Source organism: Streptomyces sp. NBC_01116, from assembly GCF_041435495.1.
In the GTDB taxonomy this organism is placed as follows: Bacteria; Actinomycetota; Actinomycetes; order Streptomycetales; family Streptomycetaceae; genus Streptomyces.
Genome location: NZ_CP108644.1, coordinates 710,128 through 724,731, shown reverse-complemented (window position 1 = coordinate 724,731; position 14,604 = coordinate 710,128). Strand labels below are relative to the sequence as shown.

Here is a 14,604-nt window from a genome sequence, read left to right as displayed (position 1 = left end):
TCGCTGTTCCGGAATCTCATCCGTGGCGACCGGATGTCCGTTGCGAGTCGACAAGGGGGAGCTTCCGATCGTCATACGGGCGAAGGGGGTTCTGCTCAGGCAGCGGCCATCGGTTTCAGATCCGCGATGTCCGTGAGGGAAATGCCCATCTGCTCATGGAGGAAACGCACCATGGTCCAGTGCGGCAGTGCGCCTTCGTCGAACGGCCCGAATTCCCGGCAGTACAGAGGAATCCAGCGCAATGCCTCTTCCAGCGCCTGCTCGCGCCCCGGCTCCTCCTGGTAGTCCTCGTAGGCGATACTGCGGTGGTTGATGAAGAACCGCCCGGGAAGTCGCTCCTCGCACAGCACGCGGTATTCGCGGGTCTGCAGGATGAGGTAGTGCCATATCTCGTCGATGTCCTGTTCGACGGGCAGGAAGAGCCCGCTGAGCCGGTCCGGGTACCGGGAGACGAGGTAGAGGTACCGCAGGCATTCCGTGACCTGACGCTCCACGAATTCCTGGGGCGTGTCCGGGGCCTTTTCGCAGAAGTACCGCGACACCTCGGTGTGCAGCGCGTCCCCGAGGAGGCGCTTCAGGTCGTCGGCGGAGCGTGTCTGTCCGCTGGTCATGGCACTCCGATTTCTGAGGGGGAGGGCGGGGACGGTGGTGCGTCAGGCGCCGTCCACGGCGAGCCAGGAGTACTTGCCGGATCGGCCGATGGGGATATGGGTGCGGTGCTCGATCCGGCAGTTCCGTCCGGTCAGTTCGCCGATGCCCTGCCGCAACGCGGTTACCTCCGCGGCTCCCAGGGGTTCGTCGGTGAACGTCGTGTACAACAGGGTGGCGGCGGCGTCGCCTTGGAGGCGCAGTTGGTGCAGGAAGATCCGGGGGGAAGCGTCCGCGATATGCCGGTCGAGGTCGCCCTGGGCGACCGGGCCGTTCGGTGTGCTCAGCAATTCCTTCTGGCGGCCGCAGAACTGGGTGATCGCGGCGGGGTCGGGCGAGCCGTCCAGGGTGCGCACACAATCGCCCGACCGATAGCGGACGAGCGGCATGTAGGGATTGCGCACACTGGTGACGATGAGCTGGTGGATCATGCTTCCGGGCGCCACCGGCAGGAGCTCGACGCTCATCCCGGCCAGGTGAGGCCAGTACCGGCCCTCCCGGTCGCTGTAGTAGAGGTAGCCCAACTCCGTACTGCCGAAGAGGTCGATGACCGGGCAGGCGAAGCGCCGGTGCAGGAACCGCCTCACGTTCACCGGGGTGTACTCGTAGGCGTGGATGATGCTGGCCGGCGCGGGGAACGCGCCCAGCAGGCCCCAGGCCTCCGCCTTTCGCACCAGGTGCGCCAAGTGGTAGGCGGAACAGTCGAGGTGGTACCGCCCCTGTGGGTGTGTGCTCCGTGCCAGGTCGATCTCGCGGAGCATCCGCAGCACGTCCTTGCGGACCCACTGCGCCGGATCCAGCCGCAGGTTGAGGTAGCAGGTGCGCTCGTCGAGCCAGCGGTCGGCCAGGATGGGTATGCCCTTGTGCTCCACGCCCCGTCGGGCGGCGTTGACCCGCGCCACGTGTTCCGTGGCGAGCACCGTGGTCAGGGAGACGCGGCGGCAGCCCGACTCCCAGGTCCCGCCGATGTCCGGGTGGTTCCGCCACAACTCGTAGTACGAGTGGAGCAGGAAGTACGGAGGCCGGATGATCTGCATCCGGGCGTGGTTGGTGCCGGTGGACAGCACGAACTCCGCCTCGCCGGTCTCCAGCGCCGCCGCCAGCCGGGGTGTCATCCAGTTGTCGGGGAACCCGCGAGCGATCTCCGGCTTGTCGAGCAGGGGGAAGTGGCCCTTCGCCAGGGACTCCTGATAGATGGGTATGTCGCGAATACGCTCGATGACATCGCTGGTCGGCTGGCCCTTCATTAATTCCTTCTCATGTTTCGCATAACCGAAGTGACCTCGGTCATGAGGGAGACGGAGTCGGGCCGCCCGGGAACGAGCTGCGGTGGGGGAGGAGGCTCTTGCATAGCTGATCCCGGGCGCCCCTGCGGCCGATCAGGAGATACAGCCGGCCTTCGGCGCGGCGCTGATGCAGCCGTTCTTCGGAGTGGCGCTGATACAGCCGTTCTTCGCGGCCTGCTGGGCCGAGTTGGCAGCGAGCCAATTCTGCCAGACGTTGTCCTGGGCCATCTTCTTGATCAGGTGTTCCATGAGGTCCTCCGGTGATAGTGCGGAAGGTACTCCCTGAGGCGGGCCGACGGTGAATGGATTTCTCCTCGACCTGCCCGCTGAATGTAAAAGGGTGGTTGAGCAACTGTCAATGAACAGCAATGTCGAACTATGGGAAGCAGCCCCGGCGGGACCGGTTTGGCGTGATTCCGTTGCACGGGATACGCGTCGGCGCCGGCCCGGGGCGCGGCTCGCGCACCCGGCCGCGTCGTCCGCGGAGCCCCTGATGGAAGCGGGTGGACCGGCGTGCTCGGGGGTCGCCGGCGCGGTGCCGGACACGGCGGCGGGTTCCGAAGATGAGAATGCTCTCCTCATGTCGGTGCCCGTGACCCCGCGAAGGCAGACTGGTCCGATGCTGTGGCGTGGGGTGGGGTCGGTACTGGCAGGATGTGGAGCAGGGACACTGGTGTTACTGGTTGTATGGATATGGCCCGGGCAGAATGTGCCACCCTCCATGGGGCCCGTCGTCGTCGTGCCCTTCCTGCACGGACCGACGCCTTCGGCCACCGTCCCGCCCGACCCCGGCCGTCCCGCCGTGACACCGACACCTTCCCCCGCCTCGCCCGTTCCGTCCGGCACCTGCCCGGGCGGCCGTGCCGTGTCACCCCCGCCGCCGCCCGAATCCGACGACAAGGGCACCGGCTCCCGTAACGTCCCCGGCGCCGGCGGCGCTGAAGGGGTGGCACGGACCACCAGTGACGACGAGAAGGCCTCACGTGTTCCCAGGGGTGGCGTGGGCGACCTGGGCGGCTTGGGCGATGCGGACGAAGCGGAGGACGAAGAGGACGAGAGTGATGACGAGGACGAGGAAGCGTCAACCGGCAGCAATCGGGGGGATACGGACGACGAGTGGGACGACTGATGCTCAGGCGCTCTACCAGCGCCCGGTCCCGGATCGTCGGCTGGATGCTCATGCTTCTCAGCGCTGCCCTGGCCGTGCCCACCTTCGGGATCACCATCGTCTGGCAGGCCGAGCTGGACCGGCAGATCGACGCGCAACTGCTGACCGAGGCCGACAAGCTACGCGCGTTCGCCCGCACCTCGCGCGACCCGTACACCGGTGAGCGCTTCACCACCGGCGCCTCGCTGCTGACGGCGTTCATGGCGGTCCACCGGCCCGAACACAACGCCACCTTCTTCAGCGTCGTGAACGGACGGGCCGACCGACGCAGCCCCGGCATGGTCCCGGCCCGCCTGGACCGTGACCCGGAGGTCGTGGCCCTGATGGCGCGGACGGCCGACACCCGTATCCGTACGCTGGACTCCCCGGCCGGCGAGGTCCGCTACGGTGTCGTCCCGGTACAGATGGCGGGCGACCACAACGACACCCGGCTCGTCCTGGTGACGTTCCGGGACCACGAGCTGCGGCAGGAACGCCACATGGCGCGCCTGCTGCTGGCCTCGGGCAGCTTTGCCCTGGTGGTCGCGGGACTGGCGAGCTGGCTGGTCGCGGGCCGGGTGCTGGCTCCGATCCGGCTGGTCAGGCAGACGGCCGAGCGGATCAGCGAGACGGACCTGACCCAGCGGCTGCCGGTGCGGGGCAACGACGACGTGGCGGAACTCGCCGAGACGTTCAACCACATGCTCGACCGCCTGTCGGGCGCCTTCACCGCGCAACGCCAGTTCCTGGACGAGGTGGCCCACGAACTGCGGACCCCCATCACGGTCCTGCGCGGACATCTGGAGCTGATGGACGAGGACCCCGACAGTCGGCACGGTCAGACCAGAGCCCTGCTCTTCGACGAACTCGACCGGATGCGACGGATCGTGGAGGACCTGCTGCTCCTCGCCCGGGCCGAGCGCCCCGACTTCCTCACTCTCGGCCAGGCCAGTCTGACCGACCTGGTGGTCGACACGGCCGCCAAGGCCCAGGCGCTGGGGCGCAGACGCTGGACGGTGGCCGAGGTCGCCGACGTCAGCGTGCACCTGGACGAACAGCGGGTCACCCAGGCCCTGATGCAGCTCGCCGCCAACGCGGTCGGCCACACCGGAGAAGGGGACGCCATCGAGATCGGATCACGCCTGTGGCGCGGCCGGGCCCTGCTGTGGGTGGCGGACACCGGGCCCGGCGTGGCCCCGGAGGACCGCGAACGGATCTTCCAGTGCTTCTACCAGGGAGGCACCGCGGTTCCCGGCCGGGCCGCTCCCGGCATCGGACTCGGGCTCGCGCTGGTCCGCGAGATCGCCCAGGCGCACGACGGTGTCGCCCACGTCGAGGAGGCCCCCGGGGGCGGCGCGAGATTCGTCATCGACCTTCCCGCACTGCACCCCACGACCGAAGGAACCTATGGTGAGCAGGATCCTGATAGCCGAGGACGAGGAAAGAATCGCGGCCTTCGTCGAAAAAGGCCTGCGCCGTAGCGGGTACGTCACCCGGGTCGTCGGCGACGGCGTCTCCGCCTACGAACACGCCCGCGGCCGGGACTTCGACCTCCTGATCCTCGACCTCGGCCTGCCCGGCGACGACGGGCTGACGGTGCTGCGCAAGCTGCGGAAGGCCCGGATCGCCCTGCCCGTCGTCATCCTCACCGCGCGCGACAGCGTGAGCGACATCGTGGCCGGGCTGGAGAGCGGCGCCGACGACTACATGGTCAAACCCTTCGCGTTCGACGAGTTACTGGCCCGCGTACGGCTGCGCCTGCGGCGTGAGGAGCCGCCGGAGAACTTTCTGCTGCGGGTGGGCGATCTGATCCTCGACCTGCGCACCCGCCGGGCCCAGGTGGGCGAGCGCGTCTCCGACCTGTCCGCCCGTGAGTTCGCCCTCGCCGAGATCCTCATGCGCAATCCCGACCGGGTGCTGTCCCGGGAGCAACTGCTGAGCCAGGTATGGGGGTTCGACTACGACCCCGGTTCGAACATCGTCGACGTCTACATCCGCTATCTGCGGCGCAAGATCGGCGCCGACCGGGTCCAGACCGTGCGGGGCGTCGGCTACCGGCTCCGGGCCTGACGACCGGGGCGGGCGGCACAGGAACGCGGCGCCCGCACACCGCCGTACCCGATGAGAACAGTCTCACCGCCGTCTCACCGCCACCTCATCGCCCGCCCCGAGAATCCTCCTTACGGGTCATCGGTGACGCGAGGCCCGTGAGCGGCGCAGACGGTCGCCGCGGCCCCGCCCGGGACCAGGGCGCCGCCGCCACACCGGACCAGCAGACACGGAGGCGAACCCCCCGCCTGCCCTGCGACGCGAGCACCCGCACCTGACCCACGTGGCACCCGGGCCACCCGTGTGCCACGCAAGCCCGGACGTGGGCGGGGTGAGAGCCCGCCCCGCGTGAAGAGCCCCACGCCACTTCCGTATGGAGGACACTCCTGTGCGACGACTCATCGACCATGCCCGCACCTTCCCTTCCCGCTGTGGCGGAGCAGGCCGTGAACTCAAGGAATTCGAGGCCGGTCAGCGGCCCTCCACCATGTTCATCACCTGCTCCGACTCCCGGGTGGTCCCCACCCTGCTGACCGACTCCGGCCCCGGCGAGCTCTTCGAGATGCGCACGGCGGGAAACATCGTCCCGCCCTACGACGCGGACGCGCCCACCAGCGAGATGGCGACGATCGAGTACGCCGTCTGCGTGCTGGAGGTGTCCGACATCATCCTCTGCGGGCACTCCCACTGCGGCGCCGTCGGAGCCCTCGCCAGGGGCGACGATCTGCGGACCCTGCCGGCGGTACGCGGCTGGCTCGGCAGATGTGCCCCGACGGGCGGTGCACTGAACCCCGACGAGTTCGGCCCCGACTGCGAACAGCCCGTACAGCGCCATGCGGTGGCGCAACTGGACGCGTTGCGCGACTACCCGTGCGTGAGCCGGGCCGTCCGCGAGGGCCGACTCGGTCTGCACGCCTGGTACTACGAGGTCCACACCGGCGCCGTGCAGGCCCACCGGCCCACCACCGGAACCTTCTCCTCTCTGTGACAGCGACCCACGGGTGAACAGGCGGGCCGCTCCCGCCGCCACCTGCTGTCTCCCCCCACTCCCCTAGGAGCTGAAGCTCTCATGTCGTCTCCACTCCGGTTACGCCCGGACGTCATGTCCCGCGACATCCTCGCCTCGATCGTGGTGTTCCTCGTCGCCGTTCCCCTGTGCGTCGGCATCGCGGTCGCCTCCGGCGTCCCCGCCGAACTGGGCCTGGTCACCGGCATCGTCGGCGGCCTGATCGCCGGCGCCATGCCGGGCAGCTCGCTCCAGGTCAGCGGCCCGGCCGCCGGGCTCACCGTCCTGGTGTACGAAGCGGTCACCACCCACGGCGTCGCGGCGCTCGGCGTCCTCGTCCTGTCCACCGGTCTCCTCCAGGTCGGCCTCGGCCTGATCGGCTTCGGCCGGTGGTTCCGCGCCATATCGACCGCCGTCGTGCACGGCATGCTCGCCGGCATCGGTCTCGTCCTGATCGGCAGCCAGCTCTACGCCATGGCCGGGGCCAGTGCCCCGGGGAACGGTCTCGACAACCTGGCCGGGCTGCCGGAGCTGTTCACGCAGATCACGGGACCCGCGGCGATCTCCTCCACCGCGATCGGCGTCGGCACCATCGTCGTACTGATCCTCTGGAAGCGGCTTCCCGGACGCCTGCCGCAGGTGCTTCCCGGGCCATTGGTGGCCGTGGGACTGGCCACCGCGGCCGTGGCGGTGTTCAACCTGCCCGTCGCCCCCATCAAGGTCCAGGGGCTGATCGACTCACTGCGGCTGACGGGCCTGGACGACTTCGGTCTCCTGGCAGACGTCAGCCTCCTGGGCGTCATCCTCGCCTTCACGCTCATCGCCTCGGCCGAATCCCTCTTCAGCGCCGCCGCCGTGGACCGGATGCACGACGGCCCGCGCACGCAGTACAACAAGGAACTCATCGCCCAGGGAACGGGTAACACCATCTGCGGCCTCGTCGGCGCACTGCCCATGACCGCCGTCATCGTGCGCAGTGCAGCCAACGTGCAGGCAGGTGCGTGCACCAAGGCCTCCAGGATCATGCACGGAGCGTGGCTGCTGCTGTTCGCGGCCCTGTTCCCCGCCGTACTCGGCCTGATCCCCGTGGCCGCTCTCGCCGGGATCCTCGTCCACGCCGGCGCGAAGCTCATCCCCGTCGCGACCATCCGCCCGCTCTGGCGTGAACACCGGGGCGAGGCCGTGGTCCTGGTGGTGACCGCGCTGGCGATCGTCTTCACGGACATGTTCATGGGCGTGCTGCTCGGCATCGGGCTGGCCGTGATCAAGACGGCCTGGGAGACCTCCGCCGTCCGCCTCGACATCGACGAGCAGGACGACCGCACCACGGTCTCCCTCAGCGGCAGCGCCACCTTCCTGCGTCTGCCGCTGATCCTCGACACCCTGGAGGCGCTGCCGAAGGACCGGCCGGTGGAGCTCGACCTCTCCCGGCTGCGCCACGTGGACCACGCCTGCCGCACCGCCCTGGAGGCGTGGAGCGCGCACAGCGGCGCCGTCCAGGGCTCCGTACCGGCGACGGAGGACACACCCCGCGAGACCGCCCTCGCGGGTGTCGCTCCGGACCGTGAGGGCCCTCCGCGCACCGAGGGCCGCTAGGGCGTGTCGCGGAACACTCCCCAGGCGTACTGATCACGAGCGCGTTGCCGGCACGGGCCGCGCTCGACCAGGGCGAAGACCTCCGTGCGGTGAAGGCGTCGAGTCCTCACCGCACGGAGGTCTTCGTGTCCTTCCCTCACCCCGTGGACAGCCGCCCCATCGCACCGGGACGGTCCGGTCACCCAGGTCTTCGACGTGCTCGGCGAGACGGCCGAGCCGTTCACCACGTGGGGCCGCGGACTGCCGGGGCTCGTCCGCCACGGCCCGGGCGCCCGGAGGCTTTCCCGCCACCGGCCGTTAGGTTGTGGGGGAAAGCCTGCGGGCAGCCGGATTCGTGATGGGGGCGAGCATGACCATGCAAAAAGGAACCAACGTTGCGGTGCCGGCCGGCGCCGTGCGCGTCGAGCTGGGCCGGCACGTCACACCGGGTGCCCCGGACGTCGACGCCTCGGCTCTCCTGCTGGTCGCGGGCAGGGTCCGCGGTGACGCGGACTTCGTCTTCTACAACCAGCCGGCCCACGCGTCCGGCGCGGTCCGGCACGAGGGCAAGCGAACCGCTTCCGGCCACGTCACCGACACCCTCGCCGTCGACTTCGGCAAGGTCGAGCCCGCGATCGAGCGCATCGTCGTCGCCGCCTCGGCGGACGGCGGGACCTTCGGCAGGGTGAGCGGACTGTACGTGCGGGTCACCGACGCGGCGAGCGGCGCGGAGCTGGCCCGCTTCGACAGCACGGACGCCACGATCGAGACCGCCTTCATCCTCGGCGAGCTGTACCGGCGGCAGGGCGCCTGGAAGTTCCGCGCGGTCGGACAGGGTTACAGCACCGGCCTCGAAGGGCTGGCGACCGACTTCGGCATCTCCGTGGACGAACCGCAGCAGGCCCCGCCCGCCGCACCTGTCCTGTCCGACCCACAGGCTTCGGCGGTCCCACAGGCCCCGGCGGCCCCTGTTGCCCCGTCGCGGCCCGGCCCCGCAGCCCCTGCACCCGCCACCCCGGCCCCCGCACCTGTCGCCCCGCCCGCCGCACCCGTCCCGCCGACGCTTCCCTCGCCCGCCGCCCCCGCGGCCCCGCCCGCCCCAGCGCCCGTACGGCTGACCAAGGTCACGCTGACGAAGAGCGCGCCGTCCGTCTCGCTCGCCAAGCAGGGCGGCACCTCCGGCGCGCTGCGCGTCAACCTCAACTGGGAAGTGCGCAAACAGTTCAAGGGCTGGGGAGCCAAGCTCGGCCGGGCCGTCGCCATGCACGCCGATCTCGACCTCGACCTCTGCGCACTGTACGAACTTGCCGACGGCCGGAAGGGAGTCGTGCAGTCGCTCGGGAACGCCTTCGGCTCACTGAACAGGCCGCCCTTCATCCATCTCGACGGCGACGACCGCACCGGCGCGCTCTCCAGCGGCGAGAACATGACCATCAACCTCGACCACAAGGACCTGCTGCGGCGCGTACTGATCTTCGTCACCATCTACGAGGGCGCCCGGAGCTTCGCCGATCTCCACGCCACGGTCACCCTCCAGCCGCAGAACGGCGCGGCCATCGACTTCTCCCTCGACGAGTGCACCGTGCCCTCCACCGTCTGCGCCCTGGCCCTGATCACCAACAACGGCGGCGACCTCACCGTGCAGCGCGAGGCCCGCTATCTGGTCCCGGACCGGGGCGTGAGCCCGCAGCGCACCATCGACGCCGCCTACGGCTGGGGAATGAACTGGACGCCCGGCCGCAAGTGACCCGCCCCGACCGCGCCCGCCCGGACCGCCCGCCCGCCGCCCGGCGGCGTCACCGGTCGGGCGCGGCCTCCGGGCGCGCGTACGTACGCCCCTTCCAGGAGGCACCCCGCCCCCGGTAGTGCTGCACCGCCGAGTCCACCGTCATCAGCAGATACAGCACCGCCGTCAGCGGCAGCAGCGGGCCCAGCCACGGCGACTGGCGGTAGTACGCCAGCATCGGCAGATACGTCGCCGTCATCACCGCCCACGCCGCGCCGCCCGCCCAGGCCGCCACCCCGTCACCCGTCAGCAGGCCCACCACCAGCGTCGCGGGCGGCGCCACGTAGACGAGCAGCAGCCCCGGGACCGTTCCCGCCAGCAGCAGCGGACTGTGCCGCAACTGCGCGTACGCGCTCCGCGCGACCATCCGCCACAGATCCGCCAGCCGCGGATACGGCCGCACGCTGTCCACCCGATCCGCGAGCCCCAGCCAGATCCGGCCGCCGCTGCGCCGCACCTCCCGCGCCAGCGACACGTCGTCGATCACCGCCTGCCGGATCGAGTCCGGGATCCGCGCCCGCTCGGCGGCCCCGGTGCGCAGCAGGACGCAGCCCCCCGCCGCGGCCGCGGTCCGCGACCGGGCACGGTTCACCCGGCGGAACGGGTAGAGCTGCCCGAAGAAGTAGACGAACGCGGGCACCACCAGACGCTCCCAGACGCTCTCCACCCGCAGCCGCGCCATCTGCGACACCAGGTCGAAACCGCCCTCGCCCCCGGAGCCGGCCGCGGCCACCAGATCGCGCAGGCTGTCCGGCTCGTGCGCGATGTCCGCGTCGGTCAGCAGCAGGAAGTCCGGCTTGTCCCGCCGGGCCACCGCGATGCCGTGCCGCAGGGCCCAGAGCTTGCCCGTCCAGCCCTGCTCCGGCTCCCCGGGCGTCACCACCTCCAGCGGGAACCCGCCGTACCGGGCGGCCAGCTCCCGGGCCAGCTGCCCGGTGCCGTCGCTGCTGCAGTCGTCGACGAGGATGATCCGGACGTCCCCCGGATAGTCCTGGACCAGCAGGGACGGCAGGCTCATCGGCAGCATCCCCGCCTCGTCGCGGGCCGGCACCACCACCGCCACCGACGGCCAGCGCGCCGGGTCGGCGCGCCGGGGGAGCCGCTGGTCCGTCCGCCAGTAGAAGCCCTGCCCGAGCAGCAGCCACACCCACGCGATCAGTGAACCCACGGCGATCCAGGCAACGGCGCTCATCCGCCGAAGTCTGCCCCACTGAGCCCGGTCCGCAAGGGCTGTCGGCTAGGGTGACCGGGTGAAGATCGCGCTCATGGACTCCGGAATCGGCCTGCTGGCGGCAGCGGCCGCGGTACGCCGCCTGCGGCCCGACGCCGAACTCGTCCTCTCCTCGGACCCCGCGTCCATGCCCTGGGGCCCCCGTACCCCCGAGGACATCACCGCGCTCGCGCTGGACGTCGCCCGCGCCGCCGCCGCCCACCGGCCGGACGCGCTGATCGTCGCCTGCAACACCGCCTCCGTCCACGCCCTGCCGGCGCTCCGCGCCGAACTGGAGCCCGCGCTGCCGGTCATCGGCACGGTCCCCGCGATCAAGCCGGCCGCGGCGGGCGGCGGCTCCGTCGCCATCTGGGCCACCCCGGCCACCACCGGCAGCCCCTACCAGCGCGGTCTGATCGGTGAATTCGGCGGGACCGCGGACGTCACCGAGGTCCCGTGCCCCGGGCTCGCCGACGCCCTGGAGCACGGCGACGAGGACGGGATCGACCGGGCCGTCGCCGCGGCCGCCGACCTCACCCCGGCCGACGTGCGGGCCGTCGTCCTCGGCTGCACCCACTACGAGCTGGTCGCGGCCCGCATCCGCGAGGCCGTGCAGCGGCCCGGCCGCCCGCCGCTCGCCCTGCACGGGTCCGCCGGAGCGGTCGCGGCCCAGGCGCTGCGCCGGATCGGAGCGGACCCCGCCCCCACCGCCGAGCCCTCCGGCACGCTCACCGTGCTCCGGGCCGGCCGGCCCAGCGTCCTCCCGGAGGCCGCCCTCACCTACGCCGAGGGCCGGATGCTGGCCGTCGCGGCACCCGTCCGCTGACCCGGCCCGCCGGGGGCGCCCGGCGGATCGACCGGGTAGCCCGATCGGCCCCCGCAGCCCCGGCCGGGAGCCCGGAACGCGGCTACGCTGCTGAATATGACGGACCTCCCCGAGAGTGCGAGGCACGGGTCGAGCCAGGCGCCGCCCACGGAGTGGAACGGCCGCGCCACCAACCGTATCCAGTGGGTGCTGGCCCTCGCGGGCGCGGGCTGTGTGGCCCTCGGCATCGAGCTGGCCGTCGACGGCGCCTGGACCTCGGGCATCGCCCCGCTGCTCATGTCGGTGGTCGGCTGCCTCGCCGCCGGACTGCTGATCCTCTTCGGGACGCTCGCCTTCGTCCATGTGGCCGTCAAGGTCGACGGGGACAGCCTGGAGGTGCGCTGCGGCCACGCCGGCCTGCCGCGCCGTCGGATCCTCCTCAGCCATGTGACCGGAGCGGAGTTCGTCCCCCGGATCAATCCGCGCCACTGGGGCGGCTGGGGCTACCGCTGGCGTCCCGAGCAGGGCACGGCCGTCGTGGTCCGCAAGGGCGAGGGCATGCTCCTGCGCCTCGGCGACGGCCGCACCTTCACCGTCACGGTCGACGACGCGGAGACGGCCGTACGGTTCATCCGGCAACGCCTGCACCTGCCGGCCTCCGGCAAGCACCCGGGCGACTGACCGGGCGACCGGCCGGGCCGCGCCGGCCACCGGCCGCCGTCACGGCGACCGGCCGACCTGCCGGGCCGCGCGCCGCCGCCCGCGAGACGCTCCGGAGCCGCCCGCGAAACCCGCCCCACGCAGGTCAACGCCGCCGCTCACAGCCGCCCACCGTAGACTCCGCCGGGTGAGCGCCACCATGACTCCCGTCGACGACCCGCCGCCCGCCGCAGCCTCCCCGGCCGCCGGACCGCTGCTGCGGCTCCTCCGCCCGGCCGCCGCCGTGCTGTCCGGGCTGCTGCTCTACACGAGCTTCCCGCCCCGGCCCCTGTGGTGGCTCGTGCTGCCCGGATTCGCGCTGCTGGGATGGGTGCTGCACGGGCGCGGACTCCGGGCCGCCTTCGGCCTCGGCCTCCTGTCGGGCCTCGGCTTCATGCTTCCGCTGCTGCACTGGACCGGCGAGGACGTCGGCCCGGTGCCGTGGCTGGCCCTGGCCGCCGCGGAGGCGCTCTTCATCGCGGTCGGTTGCCTCGGCATCGCCGCGGTGACCCGCCTCGCCCACTGGCCCGTGTGGGCCGCCGCGGTCTGGGTGCTGGACGAGGCGGTCCGCGCCCGGATCCCGTTCGGCGGCTTCCCCTGGGGCAAGATCGCCTTCGGCCAGTCCGAGAGCGCCTTCCTGCCGCTCGCCGCGCTCGGCGGCACCCCGCTGCTCTCCTTCGCCGTCGTGCTGTGCGGCTTCGGGCTCTACGAGGCCGTGCGACAGCTCGTCGCGTACCGCGAAACCGGGAAGGTCCCGCGCGCGGCCGTCGCCGGCGCCGCCGTGAGCGTCCTCGTGCCCGTCGTCGGAGCCCTCGCCGCGCTGCCCCTGGTCGACGACTCGGCGGAGAACGGCACGGCCACCGTCGCCGCGATCCAGGGCAACGTGCCGCGCCTGGGCCTCGACTTCAACGCCCAGCGCCGCGCCGTACTCGACAATCACGCCCGGCGCACCGCGCAGCTGGCCGAGGACGTGAAGGCGGGCAAGGAGAAGCAGCCCGACTTCGTGCTCTGGCCGGAGAACTCCTCCGACCTCGACCCCTATCTCAACGCGGACGCCCGCCAGGTCATCGACGACGCCGTCAAGGCGATCGGCGCCCCCACGGTCGTCGGTTCGGTGGTCGAGAAGGGCTCCGACAGCCTCCGCAACACCTTGATCGAATGGGACCCCGACCAGGGCCCCGTCGACACCTACGACAAGCGGCACATCCAGCCGTTCGGCGAGTACATGCCGATGCGCACCGTCGCCCGCTTCTTCAGCGAGGACGTCGACCGGGTGCAGCGCGAGTTCGTCCCCGGCACCGAGGTCGGCGTCTTCGACCTCGCGGGGACGAAGGTGGGGCTCGTGACCTGTTACGAGGCCGCCTTCGACGACGCCGTACGCGACACCGTCACCCACGGCGGCCGGATGATCGCCGTGCCGAGCAACAACGCGACGTTCGGCCGCAGCGAGATGACCTACCAGCAGCTGGCCATGTCCCAGGTGCGGGCCGTCGAGCACGGGCGGGCCGTCGTGGTCCCCGTCACCAGCGGGGTCAGCGCGGTGATCCGCCCGGACGGCACGATCGTCGGGAAGAGCGGGATGTTCACCCCCGACGCCCTCGTCGACGACGTCCCGCTGCGCTCCTCGCTCACCCCCGCGACCCGGATGGGCCCCCTGCCCGAGGGCGTCATCGCGCTGCTGGCCCTGGCGGGCCTCGGCTGGGTGAGCGTCTCGGCGTTCCGGGCCCGCAGGATCCGGGGGACCGGCCGGTAGCACCTGACCCGGCCACGTAGGCTCGGATCCATGGCTACTCCCGACTTCATCCGCGACATCCGTGCGACCGCCGGGCACCAGCTGCTCCTGCTGCCCGGGGTGACGGCCGTCGTCCTCGACGACGAGGGCCGCGTGCTGCTCGGGCGGCGCGCGGACACCGGGAAGTGGGCGGTCATCGGCGGGATCTCCGAGCCGGGGGAGGAGCCCGCGGCGACGGCGGAGCGCGAGGTGCTGGAGGAGACCGGAGTGCACTGCGTGGCCGAGCGGGTGGTGCTCACGCAGGCGCTGGATCCCGTGCGGTACGACAACGGCGACATCTGCCAGTACCTCGACATCACCTTCCGCTGCCGGGCGACCGGCGGCGAGGCGCGGGTCAACGACGACGAGTCGCTGGAGGTGGGCTGGTTCCCGCTGGACGGGCTCCCGCCGCTCGGCGAGTTCGCCCTGTTCCGGATCAAGCAGGCCCTCACCGAGGGCCCCGCCTGGTTCCAGCCCACCCCGCGGACATCCTGACTCCAGGCCCTGTCGTCGAACTGCCGCCTGCCCCGCGGTGCCATGCACGCGCTCCCGCCGCACCGGGCACAGGCCCGAGTACGGTCCCGTACGAGGACCCGCACCCGGCACACCGGGAGCACGCACC

At 71.6% G+C, this 14,604-nt stretch carries 14 protein-coding genes; 10 read left to right on the top strand and 4 right to left on the bottom strand.

What is annotated here, in order from left to right:
• Positions 1–95: 95 nt before the first annotated feature.
• The 3 genes from OG245_RS02945 to OG245_RS02935 all read right to left on the bottom strand — a co-directional run bounded on the left by OG245_RS02945 (position 96) and on the right by OG245_RS02935 (position 2,183).
• Positions 96–611 (bottom strand): hypothetical protein, encoded by a 516-nt coding sequence (locus OG245_RS02945; RefSeq protein WP_371621976.1) that lies wholly within the window; start codon positions 609–611, stop codon positions 96–98.
• Between the two features lie 42 nt (positions 612–653).
• Positions 654–1,895 carry a hypothetical protein gene (locus OG245_RS02940; RefSeq protein ID WP_371621975.1) on the bottom strand — a complete coding sequence of 414 codons (1,242 nt, stop codon included), beginning with the start codon at positions 1,893–1,895 and terminating at the stop codon, positions 654–656.
• A 132-nt stretch (positions 1,896–2,027) separates the two neighbouring features.
• A complete protein-coding gene (locus OG245_RS02935) occupies positions 2,028–2,183 on the bottom strand; it encodes a hypothetical protein (RefSeq protein ID WP_371621974.1) in 156 nt (51 codons plus the stop codon).
• Between the two features lie 751 nt (positions 2,184–2,934).
• On the opposite strand from OG245_RS02935, the gene OG245_RS02930 reads away from it, so the two are divergent.
• From OG245_RS02930 to OG245_RS02905, 6 genes are all read left to right on the top strand, one after another.
• On the top strand, positions 2,935–3,063 hold the full coding sequence (locus tag OG245_RS02930; protein WP_371621973.1) for a hypothetical protein: 129 nt from the start codon (positions 2,935–2,937) through the stop codon (positions 3,061–3,063).
• A complete protein-coding gene (locus tag OG245_RS02925; protein ID WP_371621972.1) occupies positions 3,063–4,562 on the top strand; it encodes a sensor histidine kinase in 1,500 nt (499 codons plus the stop codon). The genes OG245_RS02930 and OG245_RS02925 overlap by 1 nt, the downstream gene beginning before the upstream one ends.
• On the top strand, positions 4,492–5,151 hold the full coding sequence (locus OG245_RS02920) for a response regulator transcription factor (protein ID WP_371621971.1): 660 nt from the start codon (positions 4,492–4,494) through the stop codon (positions 5,149–5,151). Before OG245_RS02925 ends, OG245_RS02920 begins: the two co-directional genes overlap by 71 nt.
• A gap of 367 nt (positions 5,152–5,518) precedes the next feature.
• Entirely contained in the window at positions 5,519–6,118 is a 600-nt protein-coding gene (locus OG245_RS02915) for a carbonic anhydrase (RefSeq protein WP_371621970.1), read from the top strand.
• A gap of 81 nt (positions 6,119–6,199) precedes the next feature.
• On the top strand, positions 6,200–7,732 hold the full coding sequence (locus tag OG245_RS02910) for a SulP family inorganic anion transporter (RefSeq protein WP_371621969.1): 1,533 nt from the start codon (positions 6,200–6,202) through the stop codon (positions 7,730–7,732).
• Positions 7,733–8,069: 337 nt separating this feature from the next.
• The gene (locus OG245_RS02905; protein WP_371621968.1) at positions 8,070–9,458 is read left to right on the top strand and encodes a TerD family protein; all 1,389 of its coding nucleotides are present in this window, start codon (positions 8,070–8,072) and stop codon (positions 9,456–9,458) included.
• A 49-nt stretch (positions 9,459–9,507) separates the two neighbouring features.
• On the opposite strand, the gene OG245_RS02900 is transcribed toward OG245_RS02905, so the two are convergent.
• Complete coding sequence (locus OG245_RS02900; RefSeq protein WP_371621967.1) at positions 9,508–10,689, bottom strand: glycosyltransferase; 1,182 nt, start codon at positions 10,687–10,689, stop codon at positions 9,508–9,510.
• A gap of 58 nt (positions 10,690–10,747) precedes the next feature.
• Here OG245_RS02900 and OG245_RS02895 point away from each other — a divergent pair, with 58 nt between their 5' ends.
• From OG245_RS02895 to OG245_RS02880, 4 genes are all read left to right on the top strand, one after another.
• Positions 10,748–11,533, top strand: coding sequence for a glutamate racemase (locus tag OG245_RS02895; RefSeq protein WP_371621966.1), 786 nt, complete (start codon positions 10,748–10,750; stop codon positions 11,531–11,533).
• Positions 11,534–11,629: 96 nt separating this feature from the next.
• Entirely contained in the window at positions 11,630–12,193 is a 564-nt protein-coding gene (locus OG245_RS02890) for a hypothetical protein (RefSeq protein WP_371621965.1), read from the top strand.
• 178 nt (positions 12,194–12,371) lie between these two features.
• Positions 12,372–13,964, top strand: a complete 1,593-nt coding sequence (gene lnt / locus OG245_RS02885) for an apolipoprotein N-acyltransferase (RefSeq protein WP_371627791.1) — start codon at positions 12,372–12,374, stop codon at positions 13,962–13,964.
• 30 nt (positions 13,965–13,994) lie between these two features.
• Positions 13,995–14,477 (top strand): NUDIX domain-containing protein, encoded by a 483-nt coding sequence (locus OG245_RS02880; protein WP_371621964.1) that lies wholly within the window; start codon positions 13,995–13,997, stop codon positions 14,475–14,477.
• Positions 14,478–14,604: the final 127 nt, after the last annotated feature.